17 protein-coding genes and 1 pseudogene are annotated in these 19833 nt (G+C 67.4%); 2 read left to right on the top strand and 16 right to left on the bottom strand.

What is annotated here, in order from left to right; genetic code table 11:
* Nucleotides 1-98 precede the first annotated feature (98 nt).
* On the bottom strand, nucleotides 99-1052 hold the full coding sequence (locus AC3WTC_RS19565; RefSeq protein ID WP_025876571.1) for a M23 family metallopeptidase: 954 nt from the start codon (nucleotides 1050-1052) through the stop codon (nucleotides 99-101).
* A gap of 12 nt (nucleotides 1053-1064) precedes the next feature.
* On the opposite strand from AC3WTC_RS19565, the gene AC3WTC_RS19560 reads away from it, so the two are divergent.
* Nucleotides 1065-1514: a DciA family protein gene (locus AC3WTC_RS19560; RefSeq protein WP_025876573.1), complete on the top strand. Its 450-nt coding sequence runs from the start codon at nucleotides 1065-1067 to the stop codon at nucleotides 1512-1514.
* Nucleotides 1515-1794: 280 nt separating this feature from the next.
* Here the strand turns inward: AC3WTC_RS19560 and lpxC are convergent, their stop codons facing one another.
* The 15 genes and pseudogenes from lpxC to mraZ form a co-directional block, all read right to left on the bottom strand.
* Complete coding sequence (gene lpxC, locus AC3WTC_RS19555; protein WP_025876575.1) at nucleotides 1795-2706, bottom strand: UDP-3-O-acyl-N-acetylglucosamine deacetylase; 912 nt, start codon at nucleotides 2704-2706, stop codon at nucleotides 1795-1797.
* Between the two features lie 171 nt (nucleotides 2707-2877).
* Nucleotides 2878-4113 (bottom strand): cell division protein FtsZ, encoded by a 1236-nt coding sequence (gene ftsZ / locus AC3WTC_RS19550; protein ID WP_025876577.1) that lies wholly within the window; start codon nucleotides 4111-4113, stop codon nucleotides 2878-2880.
* 164 nt (nucleotides 4114-4277) lie between these two features.
* Complete coding sequence (ftsA, locus tag AC3WTC_RS19545; protein WP_025876580.1) at nucleotides 4278-5513, bottom strand: cell division protein FtsA; 1236 nt, start codon at nucleotides 5511-5513, stop codon at nucleotides 4278-4280.
* Between the two features lie 68 nt (nucleotides 5514-5581).
* A pseudogene (locus AC3WTC_RS19540) lies at nucleotides 5582-6259 on the bottom strand (cell division protein FtsQ/DivIB); the annotation flags it as partial.
* Nucleotides 6256-7260, bottom strand: coding sequence for a D-alanine--D-alanine ligase (locus tag AC3WTC_RS19535; protein ID WP_080150007.1), 1005 nt, complete (start codon nucleotides 7258-7260; stop codon nucleotides 6256-6258). The gene AC3WTC_RS19535 and the pseudogene AC3WTC_RS19540, both read right to left, overlap by 4 nt.
* A complete protein-coding gene (gene murC / locus AC3WTC_RS19530) occupies nucleotides 7257-8693 on the bottom strand; it encodes a UDP-N-acetylmuramate--L-alanine ligase (RefSeq protein ID WP_154879376.1) in 1437 nt (478 codons plus the stop codon). Before murC ends, AC3WTC_RS19535 begins: the two co-directional genes overlap by 4 nt.
* Nucleotides 8694-8733: 40 nt before the next feature.
* Nucleotides 8734-9822 carry an undecaprenyldiphospho-muramoylpentapeptide beta-N-acetylglucosaminyltransferase gene (murG, locus tag AC3WTC_RS19525; RefSeq protein ID WP_032974909.1) on the bottom strand — a complete coding sequence of 363 codons (1089 nt, stop codon included), beginning with the start codon at nucleotides 9820-9822 and terminating at the stop codon, nucleotides 8734-8736.
* Nucleotides 9819-11138 carry a putative lipid II flippase FtsW gene (gene ftsW / locus AC3WTC_RS19520; RefSeq protein WP_025876590.1) on the bottom strand — a complete coding sequence of 440 codons (1320 nt, stop codon included), beginning with the start codon at nucleotides 11136-11138 and terminating at the stop codon, nucleotides 9819-9821. The genes murG and ftsW overlap by 4 nt, the downstream gene beginning before the upstream one ends.
* Complete coding sequence (gene mraY, locus AC3WTC_RS19515) at nucleotides 11138-12223, bottom strand: phospho-N-acetylmuramoyl-pentapeptide-transferase (RefSeq protein ID WP_025876592.1); 1086 nt, start codon at nucleotides 12221-12223, stop codon at nucleotides 11138-11140. The genes ftsW and mraY overlap by 1 nt, the downstream gene beginning before the upstream one ends.
* Nucleotides 12213-13607, bottom strand: coding sequence for a UDP-N-acetylmuramoyl-tripeptide--D-alanyl-D-alanine ligase (locus AC3WTC_RS19510; protein WP_492712333.1), 1395 nt, complete (start codon nucleotides 13605-13607; stop codon nucleotides 12213-12215). The genes mraY and AC3WTC_RS19510 overlap by 11 nt, the downstream gene beginning before the upstream one ends.
* Nucleotides 13604-15112 carry a UDP-N-acetylmuramoyl-L-alanyl-D-glutamate--2,6-diaminopimelate ligase gene (locus AC3WTC_RS19505; RefSeq protein ID WP_154879374.1) on the bottom strand — a complete coding sequence of 503 codons (1509 nt, stop codon included), beginning with the start codon at nucleotides 15110-15112 and terminating at the stop codon, nucleotides 13604-13606. The genes AC3WTC_RS19510 and AC3WTC_RS19505 overlap by 4 nt, the downstream gene beginning before the upstream one ends.
* Nucleotides 15109-16953 (bottom strand): peptidoglycan D,D-transpeptidase FtsI family protein, encoded by a 1845-nt coding sequence (locus AC3WTC_RS19500; RefSeq protein WP_025876598.1) that lies wholly within the window; start codon nucleotides 16951-16953, stop codon nucleotides 15109-15111. Before AC3WTC_RS19500 ends, AC3WTC_RS19505 begins: the two co-directional genes overlap by 4 nt.
* A complete protein-coding gene (gene ftsL, locus AC3WTC_RS19495; RefSeq protein WP_025876599.1) occupies nucleotides 16950-17213 on the bottom strand; it encodes a cell division protein FtsL in 264 nt (87 codons plus the stop codon). Before ftsL ends, AC3WTC_RS19500 begins: the two co-directional genes overlap by 4 nt.
* Entirely contained in the window at nucleotides 17210-18178 is a 969-nt protein-coding gene (gene rsmH, locus AC3WTC_RS19490) for a 16S rRNA (cytosine(1402)-N(4))-methyltransferase RsmH (protein WP_025876600.1), read from the bottom strand. Before rsmH ends, ftsL begins: the two co-directional genes overlap by 4 nt.
* A 14-nt stretch (nucleotides 18179-18192) precedes the next feature.
* Nucleotides 18193-18639, bottom strand: coding sequence for a division/cell wall cluster transcriptional repressor MraZ (gene mraZ, locus AC3WTC_RS19485; protein WP_025876601.1), 447 nt, complete (start codon nucleotides 18637-18639; stop codon nucleotides 18193-18195).
* A 324-nt stretch (nucleotides 18640-18963) separates the two neighbouring features.
* Between mraZ and AC3WTC_RS19480 the strand changes: the two genes are divergently transcribed.
* Nucleotides 18964-19752: an NRDE family protein gene (locus AC3WTC_RS19480; RefSeq protein ID WP_492712331.1), complete on the top strand. Its 789-nt coding sequence runs from the start codon at nucleotides 18964-18966 to the stop codon at nucleotides 19750-19752.
* The last annotated feature ends 81 nt before the right edge of the window (nucleotides 19753-19833 follow it).

Below are 19833 nucleotides of genomic sequence, written 5' to 3'. Positions count from 1 at the left end.
CCCCCCCCCCCCCCCCCCCCCCCCCCCCCCCCCCCCCCCCCCCCCCCCCCCCCCCCCCCCCCCCCCCCCCCCCCGCCCCCGGAGTACGGGGGCCCGATTCAACCGCGGGTGATGCGCCCGACCGGGGTATTGCCGCCATCGCCGAGGAACTTGCGCGGGTTGACCACGTTGCCGTTCTCCCACACCTCGAAGTGCACGTGGGCGCCGGTCGAACGACCGGTGGAACCGGCCTTGGCCACTTCCTGGCCGGCACGGACGAGGTCGCCGACCTTCACCACCAGGCGCGAATTGTGCGCGTAGCGGGTGACGTAGCCATTGCCGTGGTCCACATCGACCACGTTGCCGTAGCCGCCCTTGACCCCGGAGAAGCTGACCACGCCGTCAGCCACCGACATCACCGGGTCACCGACGCGGGCGTGGAAGTCCATGCCCTTGTGGGTGGCGGCACCGCGACCGAACGGGTCGGCACGGGTACCGAAGCCGGACGTGACGTAGCTGTTGCGGATCGGCATGCGCGAAGGCACGGCGTTCTGCTGCAGCTGGTGGTCGAACATCAGCGATTCCATCACCGACAACTGGCGGCCTGAAGCAGCGAAGCGCTGCTCCAGCACCTGTAAGTCGGCGTTGACGTCCTTCACCGGGATGTCGGCGGTCGGGCCGCCGGCATCGCCGTCACCGAGGCCGGGGGTCTCGTTGAAGTCGAATTCGCCGTCTTCCAGCTTGCCCATCTGGGTCAGTCGCTCGCCCAGGGCGTTCAGGCGGGTGGCCTGTGCCTGCAGCTCGCCGAGGCGGGCAGCCAGCGCGTTGACCTGGGTCTGCGCATCACGCTGGACCTTGGCCAGTTCGGCCTCCTGGCGGTCGACCTTGGCCTGCAGGCGCGAGTCATTGAGCGCGCTGACGCCAATTCCACCGGCAAGGCCGATAATGCAACCTGCGCCGAGCACGCTGCCCAGCAGGGCTCGGGGGCGGTCCTCGAAGTAGAACCGCAAACGCGTGAGCGCCGATTTGGCCTGTCCTTCACGCGTTTTGATTACGATCTTTTTGAATGCCATCAGTGAGTTTTCATGTCTGAGCCGAAATCCAGCGTTCGTCCCGCATCCCGACCGAAACCGGCCCTGGATGCAGTGATGGCGGACAAAAGCGGGAACCCGCTGCGGCGTGCCCTATGGCTCGACGCGCTGGACCGTCAGTTGCGCCCCCAGTTGCCGCCACCTCTGCGCAGCCGTTGCCGGCTGGCCAATGTGGACGGGGAACACCTCGTTTTTCTCGTCGAGTCCCCGGTCTGGCATGCCAAGTTGCGGCTTGCCGAAGCCCAGTTGCTCGACGCGGCCCGGTCCATCGGGCTGAAGGCCACCAAGGTGACCGTCAAGACTGCGTCTCCCACTCCCACGCGCTCCCCAGCGCTCGACAACCGGAATGGACCCCACGCAGTTTCAGCCGCCACGCACAAAGGGCTACGCGACGCCTTGGCAGCTCTGCAGGACCTTCCTTCGAAACCGAAGCGGGAAACCTGAGAGCAGCGGAGCGTCCTGCTCCACTCCCCGTCGCGCGTGTCACCGCAGCGTGAAACATTTCGGGGGCCGGGTCGCATCCTAGCTGGCCCCGGTGGGCCAGTCGTTAGATTGTTGTTAAAACAACGTTAAATTCAGGCTTCGGATCCAACAGGTTCACAAAACCGTGACCTCGGCCCGGCCGTCGCGTCACCAACTGCGCCAGTGCGTCAAACAACGCCGGAAACGCAGACGCCGCCCTGGAAGGCGGCGTTTTTGCATTCAAATTCAACAACTTGTGAAATCAGGCATAGGCCGGTGTGGCGTACACCACCGGGTCCGGCACGGCCGGCGAGTCGTAAGTGACCCATTCCCAGGCGGTGGCATCGGCCATCAGCGCCCGCACCAGCTTGTTGTTGAGCGCGTGGCCGGACTTGAAGCCCTCGTAGGCACCCAGCACCTGGCCGCCGGCCAGATAGAGGTCGCCGATCGCGTCAAGAATCTTGTGGCGCACGAATTCGTCGGCGTAGCGCAGGCCGTCTTCGTTGAGCACGCGGAACTCGTCGAGCACGATGGCGTTGTCCATCGAACCGCCGAGGCCGAGATTGCGCTCGCGCATGTATTCCAGGTCGCGCATGAAGCCGAAGGTGCGCGCGCGGGAGATTTCCTTGGTGTAGGCCATCGTCGAGAACTCGATTTCCTGGCGCGACTGCTTGGCCGGGATCATCGGGTGGTCGAACTGGATGGTGAAGCCCAGCTTGTACCCCTCATACGGGGTAAAGCGGGCCATCTTGTCGCCCTCGGTCACTTCCACGGTCTTCAGCACGCGGATGAAGCGCTTGGGCGCATCCTGTTCGACGATGCCTGCCGACTGCAGCAGGAACACGAACGGGCCGGACGAACCGTCCATGATCGGCAGCTCGGCCGAGGACAGTTCGACGATGATGTTGTCCACACCCAGACCGGCCAGGGCCGACATCAGGTGCTCGACGGTCTGGATCTTGGCGTCGTTGCAGGTCAGGCCGGTGCACAGGGTCACTTCGGTGACCAGTTCGGCCTTCGCAGGCACTTCCACTACCGGGTCCAGGTCCACGCGCCGGAACACGATGCCATGGTTGACCGGCGCCGGGCGCAGGGTCATGTAGACCTTGTCGCCGCTGTGCAGGCCTACACCGGTGGCGCGGATCGTGTTCTTGAGGGTGCGTTGCTGGATCATGGGGGACGACCGGAAGTGACACAGTAGATTAACACGCAGGGTCCCCTACCCCGGCTGAAACGCCGGTGGGACGCGCGTGAAGCAGGGCGGCCGGGCCCATCCTGGCCCGGCGCCCGCGTTTTCAGGACATGGTGGCGCAACCCGGGGGGGACAAGCCCCGGGCAGCGTCGATCAGTCCGCCTGGCGGCGCAGGAACGCCGGGATGTCCAGGTAGTCGTTCGGCAGTTCCGCCGCGGCCGGGGCCGAGGAGGCCGGAGCCGACGGGGTGGAAGCTGCCACGCTGTCGCTGCTGGCACGACGCAGGCCCAGGCCCATGCCGCCGACGGCCTTGGACACGGCATCGCCGCCGTTGTCGAACTCGCCGAACTCCGGCTGGCCGGTGGTGGCGTTGCGGACCAGCTTGATCGGTGCACGCTCGCCCGGACGCTGGGTCTTGCTGGCCGAGACGCGGTTCAGGCCCGTGGCGACCACGGTCACGCGCACTTCGTCCTGCATGTCCGGATCGAGCACGGTACCCACCACCACGGTCGCGTCTTCCGAAGCGAAGCCGTCGATGGTGCGGCCGATCTCGTCGAACTCGGCCATGGTGAAGTCGGCACCGGCGGTGATGTTGACCAGGATGCCGTTGGCGCCAGCCAGGTTCACATCGTCCAGCAGCGGGTTCTGGATGGCCGACTCGGCCGCGGCCTGCGCGCGGTCATCGCCGCGGGCGGTACCGGTACCCATCATCGCCAGGCCCATTTCGGACATGACGGTGCGCACGTCGGCGAAGTCGACGTTGATCAGGCCCGGACGCACGATCAGGTCGGCGATGCCCTGCACGGCGCCCTGCAGCACGTCGTTGGCGGCACGGAAGGCCTGGATCATGGTCGCGTTGCGACCCAGCACGGTGATCAGCTTCTCGTTGGGGATGGTGATCAGCGAGTCGCAGTGCTGGCTCAGCTCTTCGATGCCCTTCAGCGCGACCTGCATGCGGCGGCGGCCTTCGAACGGGAACGGCTTGGTGACCACGGCCACGGTCAGGATGCCCATTTCCTTGGCCAGCTGTGCCACCACCGGCGCAGCGCCGGTACCGGTGCCACCGCCCATGCCAGCGGTGATGAACACCATGTCCGCACCCTGCAGCGCGTCCATGATGCGCTCACGGTCTTCCAGCGCAGCCTGGCGGCCGACTTCCGGATTCGCGCCTGCGCCCAGGCCCTTGGTGACATTGGTACCCAGCTGCAGCTGCAGCTTGGCACCACAATTCTTGATGGCCTGCGAGTCGGTGTTGGCGGTGATGAATTCCACGCCATCCACTGCCGAGTTGACCATGTGCGCCACGGCATTGCCGCCGCCGCCGCCCACGCCAACCACCTTGATCACCGCATTGGGTGCCATCTTTTCGATCAGTTCAAAATGCGCCATGTCCGTGTCCTCGTTGTATCCGCTTTGGATTGCATGGGCGTTCGGGCGTCCTGCCTTCGTGCTGCATGCCGTCGTTGCGGCTGTGTGGGTTATGTGTGTTGCCGGTGTAGCGTCGTGTTGCCGGTGTTGCGGCCGGGCTGCGCCCGGGTGGTACAGGTGCCGCGTCAGAATTCGCCGCGGAACCAGGTCTTGAGTTTCTTGAACATGCTTCCAGCGCGGCCGGTCGGCAGCGACGGCCGGCGCGGATGCTCGATCTGGCTGCCCATCAGCAGCAGGCCTACGCCGGTGGCATGCACCGGGTTGCCCACCACTTCGCCCAGGCCGGTAACGTGCTGCGGGATGCCCACGCGTACCGGCATCTGCAGCATTTCCTCGGCCAGTTCGACCACGCCTTCCATCTTCGAGGCACCACCGGTCAGCACCATGCCGGCGCGCACCAGTTCCTCGAACCCGGAGCGGCGCAGTTCGGCCTGCACCATTTCGAAGATCTCTTCGTAGCGGCCCTGCACGGCCTGCGCCAGCGCGTGGCGCGGCATGCGGCGCGGCGGACGATCACCGACCGACGGCACCTGGATGCTTTCCTCGGCGGTGGCCAGCTGGGCCAGGGCGCATGCATAGCGCACCTTGATCTGCTCGGCTTCCGGGGTCGGCGTGCGCAGCATGTGCGCGATGTCATTGGTCACGTGGTCGCCGGCAATCGGCAGCGAGGCGGTGTGGCAGATCGCGCCCTGCACGAACACTGCGATGTCGGTGGTGCCGGCGCCCATGTCGACCAGCACCACGCCCAGCTCGCGCTCGTCGGCGGTCAGCACCGCCACGCTGGACGCCAGCGAGGACAACACCAGGTCGTCCACCTGCAGGCCGCAGCGCTGCACGCACTTGCTGATGTTGGCCGCAGCCGACTGCGCGCACACCACCAGGTGCGCATGCACCTCCAGGCGCACGCCGGTCATGCCGACGGGATTGCGGATGCCTTCCTGCGAATCATCCAGCACGTACTCGCGCGGGATCGCATGCAGGATCTTCTGGTCGGCCGGAATCGCCACTGCCTTGGCCGCATCGAGCACGCGATCCAGGTCGCCCCAGGTCACTTCGCCGTCGCGGATCGGCACGATGCCGGGCGAGTTCTTGCACTGCACGTGGTTGCCGGAAATGGAGGCATAAACCGAGCGGATCTCGCAGCCGGCCATCAGCTCGGCTTCTTCGACCGCACGCTGGATCGACTGCACGGTCGATTCGATATCCACCACCACGCCGCGCTTGAGGCCGCGCGACTCGTGCGAGCCGATGCCGATCACTTCGATCGGGTTGCCCGGCGAATACTCGCCCACCAGCGCCACCACCTTGGAGGTGCCGATATCCAGGCCGACGATCAGCGATTTGTCACCCTTGCGATTCATGTTCTTTCCTGCGTCCTTCTTGCCGGGGTGCCCGGTGCATTGGCCGGGGCGGCCGGAGTGCCCCAGCTCAGCGTGAAACCATTGGTATATCGGAGGTCGGCGCGCTCGATCGGCGCGGCCTGGTTGGCCAGCTGCGGCAGCACGCGCACGAAGCGCTGCAGGCGCGAGCGGGCATCGTCGCGGCCGACCACCACTTCAGTGCCGTTGCTCAGCAGCAGCGACCAGCTGCCGCGCGCGTCCATCGTCAGCCGGCGCACGTCGACGCCTGCCGGCGCGAACAGTGCGCGCGAATCGTTGTACAGCTTGACCACTTCCTCGGTCTGGCTGTCCGGGCCATCCAGCTCGGGCAGCTGCAGGTCGGCCAGCTTCTTCGGCGTGGGGAACAGCTTGCCCTGCTCGGACAGCAGGCGATCTTCGCCCCAGCGCGCGAACGGCTTGTGCTCGACCAGCGTCACTTCCAGCACGTCCGGCCACTGCTTGCGCACCTGCGCGCTTTCCACCCACGGCAGTTTTTCCAGTGCGTCCTGCGCGTCCTGCAGCTTGACCGCGAAGAAGCCGGCATGCGCATACGGCAGCAGCACCTGCTGCAGCTGTTCCGGCGGCACCCGCTTGAACTCACCGTGCACGCGCAGCTTCGCCAGCGGCCAGCGCTCGGCGCCGACCCAGCCATTGACCACGGCCACCACCGGCAGTGCAACCACCGACAGTGCCAACAGCCAGACGAAGATGCGCAGCACCGCGTTCATGCGTGCGATGCCTCCAGGGTCTGTTCCAGCACGCGCCACACCAGCTCTTCGAAGCTGATGCCGGCCTGCCCGGCCGCCTTGGGCACCAGCGAGTGGCTGGTCATGCCCGGCGCGGTGTTCACTTCCAGCAGGAAGAAGCGGCCGCTGCTGCGGTCACGCATCACGTCGACGCGACCCCAGCCACGGCAACCGGCCGCGCGGAAGGCAGCCAGCGCGATGCGGCGGATCTCGTCTTCGTCATCACCATCCAGGCCCGGGCACAGGTACTGGGTGTCTTCGGCGATGTACTTGGCGTTGTAGTCGTACCACTGGCCCTTGGGCACGATGCGGATCGACGGCAGCGCGACATCGCCGAGGATGGCCACGGTCAGTTCGTCGCCCACCACCATCTGTTCCATCAGCAGCTGGCCGTCGTAGCGCGCGGCCAGGGCAACGGCTTCGTCCAGGCCGGCGTCGTCGGTGACCCGGCTGATGCCCACGCTGGAGCCTTCGTTGGCCGGCTTGACCACCACCGGCAGGCCGAGCTCGGCCGCCAGCGCGTGGACATTCTTTTCGGCCGCTCCCGGCATCCTGCCTCCCGCGGCACTCGTACCTCCGTGTACTTCGCGGTACTGCGGGGTCGGCAGGCCCAGCGACAGCCACACCTGCTTGGTGCGGATCTTGTCCATGCTCAACGCCGAGCCCAGCACGTTGGAGCCGGTGTACGGCACGCCGAAGGCCTCCATCAGGCCCTGTACGATGCCGTCCTCACCGCCACCGTTGTGGCCGTGCAGGATGTTGAACACGCGATCGATGCCGCCGGCCGCCAGCGCCTTGGCCAGCGCCGGAATGCCGTCGATGGCGATGGCATCGACGCCGCGCGACTGCAGCGCTTCGAGCACGTTGCGGCCCGAATCCAGCGACACTTCGCGTTCGCTGGAGCTGCCACCGAGCAGCACGGCGACGCGGCCGAACACGGCCGGGTCGGTGCTGCGCAGCGGTGGGAAGGTCAGCGTGCTCACGCCTCGCCCTCCGTCTTGAAGCCTTCCACGGCAATGTGGCTGGCGACGGCGCCGATGTCGCCGGCACCCATCATCAGCAGCAGATCGCCGTCCTGCAGCACGTCCGGCAGCACGGTGGCCAGCTCGGATGCCTTGCCAACCACCACCGGCTCGCTGCGGCCGCGCGCACGGATGGCGCGGGCCAGCGCATGCGAATCGGCGCCGGCGATCGGCTCTTCACCGGCCGGGTAGACCTCGCTCAGCACCAGTGCATCGACACTGGACAGCACTGCGGCGAACTTGTCGAACTGATCGCGGGTACGACTGTAGCGGTGCGGCTGGAAGGCCACCACCAGGCGCTTGTCGGCCCAGCCGCCACGCGCGGCGGCGAACACCGCTTCCAGCTCGCTCGGATGGTGGCCGTAGTCGTCGATGATGCGGACCTTGGCACCGCTGGCAGTGGTCACTTCGCCCAGATCATTGAAGCGGCGACCGACGCCAGCGAAGCTGGCCAGCGCACGCGCGATCGTGTCCGGGGCCACGCCCAGCTGCCAGCCCACCGCCGCAGCGGCCAGCGCGTTGAGCACGTTGTGCTTGCCCGGCAGCGCCAGTACCACTTCCTGGCTGGTGCCCTGCGGCAGGCGCAGGGTGAAGCGCATGCGCGAACCTTCCTGCACCACGTTCTCGGCGCGCACGTCGGCCTGCGGGCTCATGCCGTAGCTCATCACGTGGCGCGGGGTCTTGGCGGCCAGTGCGGCCACTTCCGGATCGTCGATGCACAGCACTGCCAGGCCGTAGAACGGCAGGCGCTGCAGGAACTCGGCGAACGCCGCCTGCACGCGGGCGAAATCGTTGCCGTAGTTCTCCAGATGATCGGAATCGATGTTGGTGATGATCGACATCAACGGATTCAGGCGCAGGAAGCTGCCGTCGCTCTCGTCGGCCTCGGCCACCAGCCACTGGCCACCACCGAGCTTGGCGTTGGCACCGGCCGCCAGCAGCTGGCCACCGATCACGAAGGTCGGGTCCAGCCCACCCTCGCTCAGCACCGCAGCGGTCAGGCTGGTGGTGGTGGTCTTGCCGTGGGTGCCGGCCACGGCGATGCCGCGGCGGAAGCGCATCAGTTCGGCCAGCATCGCCGCGCGCGGCATGATCGGAATGCGCTGGCTGCGCGCTTCCATCAGCTCCGGGTTGTCTTCGCGGATCGCGCTGGAGACCACCACGCAGTCGGTGCCCAGCACGTTGGCGGCGGAATGGCCGCGCATGATGCGCGCGCCCAGGCCGGCCAAGCGGCGGGTCGCGACGTTGTCGGCGTTGTCCGAACCGGACACTTCGTAGCCCAGCGTCAGCATCACTTCAGCGATGCCGCTCATGCCGGTGCCGCCGATGCCGACGAAATGCACGCGCGGGAACGCGCGCACCAGATCGTTGGTGTCATGCAGGCGGCGGATCATGCGCGGCCTCGCGCAGGGCAGGCGCTGGAGCGTGCCTTCTTCATACAGCTTCCTCGAGAATGATATCGGCGATGCGCTCGGCGGCATCGACCTTGGCCAGGGCACGCGCGGCTTGCGCCATCTGCATGCGGCGGGCGGGATTTTCGGACAGATCACGCAGCAGCGCGGCAATGCCGTCTGCCAGCGTTTCGTCCTGCTTCAGCAATACGGCTGCATCGCGCTCGACCAGGTACTCCGCATTGCGGGTCTGGTGATCGTCGACAGCAGCGGGGAATGGCACCAGCACGCTGCCGATGCCGACCGCGCAGAGTTCGGCCAGCGTGGACGCGCCGGAACGGCACACCACCAGGTCGGCCCAGGCGAAGGCTTCGGCCATGTCGGCGATGAACGGTGTCACTTCGCCCTGCACGCCGGCCTTGGCATAGGCCTCGACCGCTTCGGCATGCAGCTTCTCGCCGCTCTGGTGACGCACCACCACCGGCACCTGCGCACCCAGGCTGGCCAGTGCCTGCGGAACGCCACTGTTGAGCGCGCGTGCGCCCTGGCTGCCGCCCAGCACCAGCAGGCGCAGCGGACCGCTGCGATCGGCCAGCCGCTGCTGCGGCGGCGCGACGGCGGCGATTTCGGCGCGCACCGGATTGCCCACGAACTCCTCGCGTGCAGCGAAGGTGCCCGGGAAACCGGTCAGCAGGCGGCGCGCGTAGCGCGACAGGATGCGGTTGGTCAGGCCCGGCGCGCGGTTCTGTTCGTGCACGATCAGCGGCAGGCCGTGCAGGCGCGCGGCCATGCCACCGGGGCCGGAAGCGAAGCCGCCGAAGGCGACCACCGCACGCGGCTGGCGATCACGGATGATCAGGCCGGCCGCACGCAGCGCGCGCATCAGGCGCCACGGCGCGGCCAGCAGGGCCAGCTTGCCCTTGCCACGCAGGCCGGTGATGGCCAGCGTATCGATGGCGATGTCGTGCTGCGGCACCAGGCGGGTTTCCATGGCGCCATCGGCGCCCATCCAGGTGACCGGCACGCCACGCGCGCGCAGCACGCGGGCCACGGCCAGGCCCGGGAAGATGTGCCCGCCGGTACCACCGGCCAGGATCATCACCGGCCGGTTGTTGTTCTGGGCCGCGCTCATCCGAGCCTCCCGAAGGTGGGTTCGACGCGCGACTGCAGGCGGCTGGTGCCACGCACGGCGGCCGGCTCGGCCGCGGCCGGTTCAGCGGCCATCGGCACGTTCTTCGCCACCGGTGCAGCAGAAGGCTCGGCGGCGGCAGGGCCGGCAACATCGTCGGCGGCGCCCATGCGCACGGCCTGGCGGCGCTCGGCGCGCTTCAGTTCATAGGACACGCGCAGCAGCAGGCCCATCGCCACGCAGGTCATCAGCACCGACGAACCACCCGACGAAATCAGCGGCAGGGTCAGCCCCTTGGTCGGCAGGATGCCCAGGTTCACGCCGATCGAAACGAAGGTCTGCATGCTGATCCACAGGCCGATTCCGAAGGCGATGTAGCCGGAGAAGTGGCGCTTCATTTCCACGCAGCGCATGCCCAGCCAGAAGGTGCGGCCGACCAGCAGTGCGTACAGGGCCACGATCACGCAGGTGCCCAGGAAACCGAATTCCTCGGCGGTGACCGAGAAGATGAAGTCGGTGTGCGCCTCGGGCAGGTAGTACAGCTTCTGCACCGAATTGCCCAGGCCAACGCCGGTCCACTCGCCGCGGCCCACCGCCATCAGCGCGTTGGACAGCTGGTAGCCGTCGCCCTGCTGGTCGGCCCACGGGTCGAGGAAGGAGGTGATGCGGCGCATGCGGTACGGCTCGATGATCGCCAGCGCGCTCATGCCGACCAGGCCGATCACCACCGGCATCGACATGCGCGGCATGTTCACCCCGCCCAGCACCAGCATGCCGGCGGTGATCGCCAGCAGCAGGGTGGACGAGCCGAAGTCGGGCTGCAGCAGCAGCAGCACCACCAGCGCACCGGCCACGCCCAGCGGCTTGAGCATCGCCGGCCAGGTCGCGTTGACCTCGTCGCGGAAGCGCACCAGGTAGCTGGACAGCCAGACGATGTAGAGCACCTTCACCGCTTCGACCGTCTGGAACTTGGAGATGCCCAGGTTGATCCAGCGGCGGGCACCGTTGACGCTGCTGCCCAGGCCGGGCACGAACACCACCACCAGCAGCGCGAAGCAGCCCAGCAGCAGCATCTGGTTGTACTGCTCGATGGTCTTCAGTTCGGTACGCGCGGCGAAGATGGCCAGCACGATGCCGACCGCCAGGAAGATCAGGTGGCGGTTGAGGTAGTAGAACGGGCTGCTCATCAACGCGATCGAGCTGGACGCCACCATCACCACGCCCAGCCCGGTGAGCGCGATCATCGCGCCGAGCAGCCACTTGTCGTAGCTGCCACCGATGGCCTCGAGGCGTGTTGCCTGGTGCGACAGGTCATTCATCAGCGTACCTTCAACGTGGCCAGGCCGATCAGCACCAGCACGACGGAGATGATCCAGAAGCGCACGATCACGCGCGGCTCCGGCCAGCCCTTCAGTTCGAAGTGGTGGTGGATCGGCGCCATGCGGAACACGCGCTTGCCGGTCAGCTTGAACGAGGCGACCTGGATCATCACCGACAGCGTTTCGATGACGAACACGCCGCCCATGATCACCAGCACCAGTTCCTGGCGGGTGATCACCGCGATGGTGCCCAGCACCGCGCCCAGCGACAGCGCGCCGATATCGCCCATGAACACCATGGCCGGATAGGTGTTGAACCACAGGAAGCCCAGCCCCGCGCCGGCGATCGCCGCACAGATGATGACCAGCTCACCGGCGCCCGGAATCTGCGGGATCTGCAGGTAGTTGGCGAACACCGCGTTGCCCGACGCATAGGCGAACACGCCCAGCGCGCAGGCCACCAGCACCGTCGGCATGATCGCCAGCCCGTCCAGGCCGTCGGTCAGGTTGACCGCGTTGGAGAAGCCGACGATCCAGAAATAGGCGATGGCCACGAAGCCGATGCCGGCCAGCGGCAGCGCCACCGACTTGAACATCGGGATGTAGAAGGTCAGCGCCGCCGGTACGTCGGCGGTCTGGAACAGGAAGATGCCCGCAGCCAGGCCGAAGATCGACTGCAGCAGATACTTCCAGCGCGACTTCAGGCCGTTCGGGTCGCGACGGACGATCTTGATCCAGTCGTCGTACCAGCCGATGGCGCCGAAGCACAGCATCACCGCCAGCACCAGCCACACGTAGCGGTTGCGCAGGTCGGCCCACATCAGCACCGACAGGGTGACGGTGAGCAGGATCAGCGAACCACCCATGGTCGGCGTGCCGGCCTTGGAGAAATGGGTCTGCGGACCATCGGTCCGGATCGGCTGGCCGCCCTTGAACTGGGCAAGCTTGCGGATCATCGCCGGGCCGAGCCACAGCGACAGGAACAGCGCCGTCAACGCGGCAAGGATGGCGCGGAACGTCTGGTAGTTGAACAGCCCGAACAGGCTCTCCAACTGCTGCAACCATCGAGCCAGTTCATACAACATGCGGGGATTCCTCTCCTTGCGCCAGCAGCGCTTTGACAATCGTGTCCATGGCGCTGCCACGGGAACCCTTGACCAGGCAGCGCACGCCGGCGTGCAGCGCTTCCTTCAGCGCCTGCGACAGCGCGTCATGGGTGGTGAAATGATGTCCGCCCTCGCCAAACGCAGCGGCGGCAGCGGCGCTGAGCGGGCCCAGCGCATACAGGCGCTTGAGGCCGGCGGCACGCGCGCGGATGCCCGCCTGTGCATGCAGCGCCTCGGCGTCGGCGCCCAGCTCGCGCATGTCACCCAGCACCAGCCAGCCCTCTTCCGGGGCGGCGGCCAGTGCGTCGATGGCGGCGGCCAGCGAACCAGGGTTGGCGTTGTAGCTGTCGTCCACCAGCACCGCGCCGTTGTGCAGCTGATGGGCGATCTGGCGGCCCGGCACCGGCTGCGCTTCCGCCAGGCCGGTGGCCACCAGTGACAGCTCGATGCCGGCGGCAAGCGCCAGGCTGGCGGCGGCCAGCGCATTGCTGATGTTGTGGCGGCCCGGCAGGCCCAGCACCACGCCCGCCTCGCCCATCGGCGTGACCAGGGTGAAGCGGCTGCCCTGCGCACCGGCGCGGATGTCGCGCGCGGTGACGTCGGCGGTGTGTTCCAGGCCATAGCGCAGCACCCGGCAACGTGCCGGGGTACCGATGAAATGCTGTTCGAACCAGCGCCCGTAGGCATCGTCGGCGTTGATCACGGCCACGCCATCGGCAGGCAGCGCGGCGTAGATCGCGCCCTTGGTCACCGCCACGCCGAGCAGGCTGCCCATCCGCTCCAGGTGGGCCGGGGCGATGTTGTTGACCAGGGCATAGCGCGGGCGCGCGATGTCGGTCAGGTAGGCGATGTCGCCCGGCTTGCCGGCGCCCATCTCGTAGACGGCGTAGTCGGCATCTTCCGGTGCGTCGATCACCGCCAGCGGCAGGCCGATCTCGTTGTTGCGGTTGCCCGGGTTGGCGTAGACCACCTTGTGCGCGTGCTGGGCCACCTGCTGCAGGATCGCCAGCAGCAGGCTCTTGACGCTGGTCTTGCCGTTGCTGCCGGTGATGGCGAACAGTTCGGTCGCGCGGTCGCGCTGCATGCCGGCGGCGATCTTCGCCAGCGCGCGCTCGCTGTCGGCCACCAGCACCTGCGGCAGGTCCAGCGACAGCAGGCGCTCGACCAGCAACGCGCTGGCGCCACGTGCCTGTGCGTCGGCAGCAAAATCGTGGCCGTCGAAGCGTTCGCCACGCAGCGCCACGTACAGGCTGCCCGGGCCAAGGCTGCGGGTATCGTTGCTGACCGCGTCGATGGCCACGTCGTCGCCATGGATCTCGCCACCGGCCCAGTGCGCGATCAGCGAAAGCAGGGTGCGCTTCATGCGGCGCCCTCCCCTGCCTGAGCGGCCAACACACCGGCCTTCGCAGCCAGCGCGGCGGCCGATACTTCGGTGTCGTCGAAGTCATGCCGCACGCCATTCACTTCCTGATAGGGCTCGTGGCCCTTGCCGGCGATCAGGATGATGTCGCCGGCACCAGCGCGCTTCACCGCCAGGCCGATCGCACGCGCGCGGTTGCGCTGCACGGTCACGGCCGAGGCATCGGTGAAGCCAGCCAGGATGTCGGCCACGATCACGTCGCCGTCTTCGCCACGCGGGTTGTCGTCGGTGACGATGACCTGGTTGGCCAAGCGCTCGGCAATGGCAGCCATCTGCGGACGCTTGCCAGTATCGCGCTCGCCACCGCAGCCGAATACGCAGAACAGCGTGCCCTGCAGGTGGCCGTGCAGGCTGTCCAGTGCCTGTTCCAGCGCGTCGGGCGTATGTGCGTAATCAACCACCACGGTCGGCAGGCCATCTTCGCCGCCCAAGCGGTTCATGCGGCCACGGATCGGCTGCAGTGCCGACAGCACCTCGGCGATGCGCGGCAGCGGATGCCCCAGCGCATGCAGGCTGCCGGCCACGGCCAACAGGTTGTCCACGTTGAAGCGGCCCAGCAGCGGCGACTGCACCGCAACGCGCTGGCCGTCGATGACCAGTTCGAAACCGATGCCGCGGCCGTCCAGCTGCAGCGCTTCAGCGCGCACGCTGGCACCGTCGGCACCACGCGAGCTCAGGCCGATGGCCTGCACGCCCGCCGGCAGGCCGGCGAACAGCTGGCGACCGAACGCATCGTCAAGATTGATGACCGCCGCCTTCAGGCCCGGGCGATGGAACAGCCGCGCCTTGGCCGCGCCGTAGCTGGCCATGTCGCCGTGGTAGTCAAGGTGATCGCGGGTGAGATTGGTGAACACCGCCACGTCGTAGTGCACCGCATCCACGCGGCCCTGGTCCAGCGCATGCGAGCTGACTTCCATCGCCACCGCGCGCGCGCCATCGTCGCGCAGCTGCGCCAGCAGCGCATGCATCTGCAGCACCAGCGGGGTGGTGAAACCGGTCGGCTCGACCGCACCATAAAGTCCGGCGCCCAACGTGCCGATACTGCCACTGGGCGTACCGAGCAGGTGCCAGGCCTGGGCCAGCAGCTGCACGGTGGAGGTCTTGCCGTTGGTGCCGGTCACGCCAACCATGGTCATCGCCCGCGAAGGCGCGCCATGGAACTGGTCGGCCATTGCCCCCAGACGCGCGCGCAGGTCCGGCACGGCGATGGCATCGGCCGGTGCAGGCAATTCGGCAGGCGCCGGCGCTTCGAACAGGATGGCGCCGGCACCGGCAGCACGCGCCTGCTCGACAAAACCCAGGCCATGCGCGCCGAAACCGGCGATGGCAACGAAGGCATTGCCGGGGCGCACGGCACGGCTGTCCAGCACCAGGCCGGTCAGAACGGGATCATGGCCCGCCAGGGCCACGTCCGGAAGCAACTGCGAAAGCAACATCGAAGGGCTCATTGCGTGCCTCCCGTGGCGGGCGGCACATGGGGGTGCGCGCTGGGCAGCGCGGCATCGAATTCAGCGGCGGCATCCACCGGCAGTGCGGCTTCGGCCGGCGGCACCGGCAGCACCGAGGCCGAATGCCCGATCTTTCCGGACTGCTGGGCAGCCAGCCACGACTGCAGGTCATCCAGCGGCACGTCCATCAGGCGCAGGGTGCCTTCCATCACGTTGTGATAGACCGGCGCCGACACCAGGCCGCCGTAGAACTTGCCGCCCTGCGGATCGTTGATGACGATGACGGTGGCAAAACGCGGATTGGTGGCCGGCACCACGCCGGCGAACAGCGCGTTGTAGTGGCCGCGCTCGTAGCCACCGGGGCCGGTCTTGCGCGCGGTACCGGTCTTGCCGGCCACGCGGTAGCCCAGCACCGCCGCCTGCTTGGCGCCGCCCTGGGTAACCACCGTTTCCATCATCGCCACCACCTGCTTGGCGACATTCTCGTCGATGATCTGCTGGCCTTCGTTGCGCTGGCCCTTGACGAAGGTCGGCGCGATCAGCTTGCCGCCGTTGGCCAGCGCCGAGTACGCGGTGGCGATCTGCAGCGGCGTGACATTCAGGCCATAGCCGTAGGACATGGTCGTCTTGGTCGCGCCGTCCCAGTTGGCGGGGCGCCGCACGACACCGCCGGACTCGCCGGGGAAGCCACTGTGCGGCACCGAGCCGTAGCCGAAACGGCGCACGCCGTCGTAGAACACCTGGTCGGGCATCTTCGCGGCGATCTTGGCCGCGCCGATGTTGGAGCTGCGGGTGATCACACCGGTGACGTTCAGCACGCCGTTGTTGCGCGGCACATCGCGGATGGTGAAACGGGCAACCTGCATGTAGCCCGGGTTGGTATCGATGATGGTGTCCTTGGTCACCACCCCGGACTGCAGCGCGGTGGCGATGGTCAGCGGCTTCATCGTCGAACCCGGCTCGACCAGGTCGGTCACCGCGCGATTGCGGCGCGTGTCCGGCACCGCGCCGTTGAGCGAGTTCGGGTTGTAGGTCGGCAGGTTGACCATGGCCAGGATCTCGCCGGTGGTCACGTCCATGATCACCATCGAACCGCCGGCCGCCTTGTTGGCCACCAGCGCGTTGCGCAGTTCCTTGAAGGCCAGGTACTGGATGCGGCGGTCGATGCTGAGGGTCAGGTCCTTGCCCGGCTCGGCCGCACGCAGCAGATCGCTTTCGACCGTCTCGCCCTTGCGGTTGCGGATCACCCGCTTGCCGCCGGGCTTGCCACGCAGCCATTCGTCGAAGGCCAGCTCCAGGCCTTCCTGGCCGCGGTCGTCGATGTTGGTGAAGCCCAGCACGTGCGCCATCGCTTCACCCTGCGGGTAGAAGCGTCGGAACTCGCGCTGTGCGGCCACGCCCGGAATCTTCAGCGCGACCACGCGCTCTGCCTCGTCCGGATTGATCCGGCGACGCAGGTACATGAACTCCTTGTCCGACTTCTGCGACAGGCGGCTGCTCAGCTCGTCCACCGACATGCCCACCGCCTGTGCCAGCTCGGGGATGCGCTCGGGCGAACGCAGCAGGTCCTGCGGGTTCACCCAGATCGAGGCGACCGGGGTGGACACCGCCAACGGCTCGCCGTTGCGGTCGGTAATCATGCCGCGCGAAGTCTTGATCGGCAGTTCGCGCAGGTAACGCGCTTCGCCCTGGCGCTGGTAGAAGTCGCTGTTGATGATCTGCACGTAGGCGGCACGACCCACCAGCGATACCGAGCACAGGCCGAGCGCCAGGGCCACCCAGCGCAGGCGCTGGCGCAGGTTGAAGGCGTTGCGGGGACGGTTGCGGCCGGTCTTGCTCATGGGCGCACCACCACCACGTCGGCGGCTTCGGGGAACTTCATGCCGAGCTTTTCGCGGGCGATGCTGTCCACGCGGTTGGCTTCGGCCAGGGTCGCCTGCTCCAGCTGCAGGCGGCCGAATTCGATGTTCAGGTCATCGCGCGCACGCTCGGCGCGCGACAGCTCGATGAACGTCTGCCGGTGACGGTGACGCACGAACACGACGCCGATCGCCGAGGCCACGGTGCAGGCCAACAGGATGATCAGCAGCAGCCGGCTCATGCATCGGCCTCCCGCTTCTGGGCCACACGCAGCACGGCGCTGCGGGCGCGCGGGTTCATCGCCAGCTCTTCGTCGGTGGCCTTGATGGCGCCGCCGATCAGGTCCAGGGTCGGCACGAAGGCCTGCGCCTCGGGCAGCCGGCGGTTGGCCGGCGGCGCCTTGGCCAGGCGGTTCATGTACTGCTTGACGATGCGGTCTTCCAGCGAATGGAAGCTGATCACCGCCAGCCGGCCACCGGGCTTCAGGCGCTCCACCGCCGCGTCCAGGCCGGCTTCGAGGTCGGCCAGTTCGCGGTTGATGTGGATGCGGATGGCCTGGAAGCTGCGCGTGGCCGGATGGATCTTGTCCTTGCCGCGCGGCATCACCGAGGCGATCAGTTCGGCCAGCTCGGCGGTACGGGTGAACGGCTGCTTTTCGCGGCGGGCCACGATGGCGCGGGCGATGCGCCGGCTCTGCCGCTCTTCGCCGTAGGTCCACAGCACGTCGGCGATCTCGCGATCTTCCACGCGGTTGATCCACTGCGCAGCGCTTTCGCCACTGTCCGGGTCCATGCGCATGTCCAGCGGGCCGTCCTTGCCGAAGCTGAAACCACGCTCGGCCACATCCAGCTGCGGCGAGGACACGCCAAGGTCGAACAGCACGCCATCCAGGCCTTCGGCGGTCTCGTTCCACTGCAGCAGCTGGGCGAAGCTGCCACGGAAGATCGACACGCGCGGGTCCGGCGCGAAATCGCGCTCGGCAACGGCAATGGCTTCCGGATCCTTGTCCATGACCAGCAGGCGTCCCTCGGGACCGAGCTGGGTGAGCACGCCACGTGCATGACCGCCACGACCGAACGTGCCATCCAGATAACGTCCGTTTTCGATCACCCTCAGGCCTTCCAGGACCTGGGTGTACAGGACCGGCAGATGCACCGCCGGCGACTGCGACACCGGAAGGTGACCGGTCTGCGCTTCTGGGCGCATCCGGGCACCCCGGCTCACAACTTCAGGTCGAGCAACCCATCACCCAGATCCTCATCAGACAACGTCTGCTGGATCAGGGCCCGATGCGCCTGCTCGCTCCACAATTCGAATTTGTCGCCCATACCGAGCAATACCGCCTTCTTCTCAATGCCCACCGCACCGCGGTGGCTGGCGGGAATGCTGATGCGACCGTTGCCGTCCAGCTCCAGGTGGGCGGCTGAACCGACCAGCTTCTGCTGCAGCAGACGTACGACGCGCTGTGTGTTGGGTTTGGACATGACGTCGTCGCGTACCCGCTCCCATTCCGACTCGGCGTACAGCCACAGGCAGCCGGATTCGAAGGGGTTGTAGGTCAACACGAGACGGTTGTTGCTGACGCGCGCAACCAGGTCGCGGTGAGCGGTGGGAACCGCCATGCGTCCTTTGTCGTCAACTGTGATGGCCGTCTCGCCCTGGAACACGACGCCTGCACCTTATCCTTCGCCCGGTGAAACATTGAACCACGAAAATCCACAAAACACCCGGATTTCCCTCTGATGCCCACCTTAGCAGCGGCCCAAGGGTTGTCAACAACTTTTCAGCAGGGAAATCGCCAGCCGCATCAATGGTTTGCGCCGATGTTTAGAGAGTTGTTCAAGGTTTATCCACAAGTTGCTGATCCGTCTCAATTTTTGAGATTGAACGGAAGTTCAGGGGTGTGGAGGGCGCGTGAAACATGGGCTGCGCATTCATCCGGAACGGGCCGAAAGCGACGTCGGACTGCGCAAACCGGGCACAATGGCGCCATGTGCCTGCTTGCTATTGGCTGGTTGCACCACCCGCGCTGGCGGCTGGTGATGGCCGGCAACCGTGATGAGTTCCACGCCCGCCCGACCGCGGCCCTGGCCCCCTGGCAGGATGAGACGTCGGTCATCGGCGGACGCGACCTGCGCTCGGGCGGCGGCTGGGCCGGGGTGGGTGCCGGCGGCCGGATGGCGGTGGTGACCAACGTCCGCGATCCGCAGGCTTCCCAGACCGGGCCGTCGCGTGGCGCCCTGGTGGCCGACTACCTGCGTGGCCGCGATCCGGCGGGTATGCATATAGAACGCCTGGCCGGGATCTCCACTGCCTATGCCCCGTTCAACCTGCTGCTGGCCGATAGCCACAGCCTGGAGTATCTGGGCAACCACCCGGCCGAGCGGCAGACGCTTGGCCCGGGTGTGCACGGCATGTCCAACGGCGCGCTTGATGCGCCCTGGCCGAAGACCCGGCGGCTGATGGATGCGCTGTTGGCGTGGCTGGAGCAAGACGGGGTCGGCGCCCTTTCCCAACGGGAAAGGGCGCTGACCCCGGACCTGACCCCACTGTGGGATGCCCTGGCCGATGAACATCGCCCGGTCGACAGCGACCTGCCCGATACCGGCATCGGCCTGGAACGCGAACGCTGGCTCAGCCCCGCTTTCATCCGTGGTGACGATTACGGCACCCGCGCCAGCACCGTGCTGATGATTGATGGCAACGGCCACGGCGAAATCCACGAGCGCCGCTTTGGTCCGCAGGGCGTACCCAGCGGACAGGGTCACGTCATTTTCTGACTGGAACGGTAGTGGGGGGGGGGGGGGGGGGGGGGGGGGGGGGGGGGGGGGGGGGGGGGGGGGGGGGGGGGGGGGGGGGGG

The sequence above is a fragment of the Stenotrophomonas sp. FW305-C-20-S1 genome (assembly GCF_058783335.1).
Note: the sequence above shows the minus strand (reverse complement) of the source record. Positions and strands in the feature narration are given on the sequence as shown.

Bases quoted from the DNA above. Each gene is read 5' to 3' on its own strand.
- AC3WTC_RS19565 (WP_025876571.1), bottom strand. From the start codon at position 1,052: ATGGCATTCAAAAAGATCGTAATCAAAACGCGTGAAGGACAGGCCAAA.
- AC3WTC_RS19560 (WP_025876573.1), top strand. From the start codon at position 1,065: ATGTCTGAGCCGAAATCCAGCGTTCGTCCCGCATCCCGACCGAAACCG.
- lpxC (WP_025876575.1), bottom strand. From the start codon at position 2,706: ATGATCCAGCAACGCACCCTCAAGAACACGATCCGCGCCACCGGTGTA.
- ftsZ (WP_025876577.1), bottom strand. From the start codon at position 4,113: ATGGCGCATTTTGAACTGATCGAAAAGATGGCACCCAATGCGGTGATC.
- ftsA (WP_025876580.1), bottom strand. From the start codon at position 5,513: ATGAATCGCAAGGGTGACAAATCGCTGATCGTCGGCCTGGATATCGGC.
- murC (WP_154879376.1), bottom strand. From the start codon at position 8,693: ATGATCCGCCGCCTGCATGACACCAACGATCTGGTGCGCGCGTTCCCG.
- murG (WP_032974909.1), bottom strand. From the start codon at position 9,822: ATGAGCGCGGCCCAGAACAACAACCGGCCGGTGATGATCCTGGCCGGT.
- ftsW (WP_025876590.1), bottom strand. From the start codon at position 11,138: ATGAATGACCTGTCGCACCAGGCAACACGCCTCGAGGCCATCGGTGGC.
- mraY (WP_025876592.1), bottom strand. From the start codon at position 12,223: ATGTTGTATGAACTGGCTCGATGGTTGCAGCAGTTGGAGAGCCTGTTC.
- AC3WTC_RS19510 (WP_492712333.1), bottom strand. From the start codon at position 13,607: ATGAAGCGCACCCTGCTTTCGCTGATCGCGCACTGGGCCGGTGGCGAG.
- AC3WTC_RS19505 (WP_154879374.1), bottom strand. From the start codon at position 15,112: ATGAGCCCTTCGATGTTGCTTTCGCAGTTGCTTCCGGACGTGGCCCTG.
- AC3WTC_RS19500 (WP_025876598.1), bottom strand. From the start codon at position 16,953: ATGAGCAAGACCGGCCGCAACCGTCCCCGCAACGCCTTCAACCTGCGC.
- ftsL (WP_025876599.1), bottom strand. From the start codon at position 17,213: ATGAGCCGGCTGCTGCTGATCATCCTGTTGGCCTGCACCGTGGCCTCG.
- rsmH (WP_025876600.1), bottom strand. From the start codon at position 18,178: ATGCGCCCAGAAGCGCAGACCGGTCACCTTCCGGTGTCGCAGTCGCCG.
- AC3WTC_RS19480 (WP_492712331.1), top strand. From the start codon at position 18,964: ATGTGCCTGCTTGCTATTGGCTGGTTGCACCACCCGCGCTGGCGGCTG.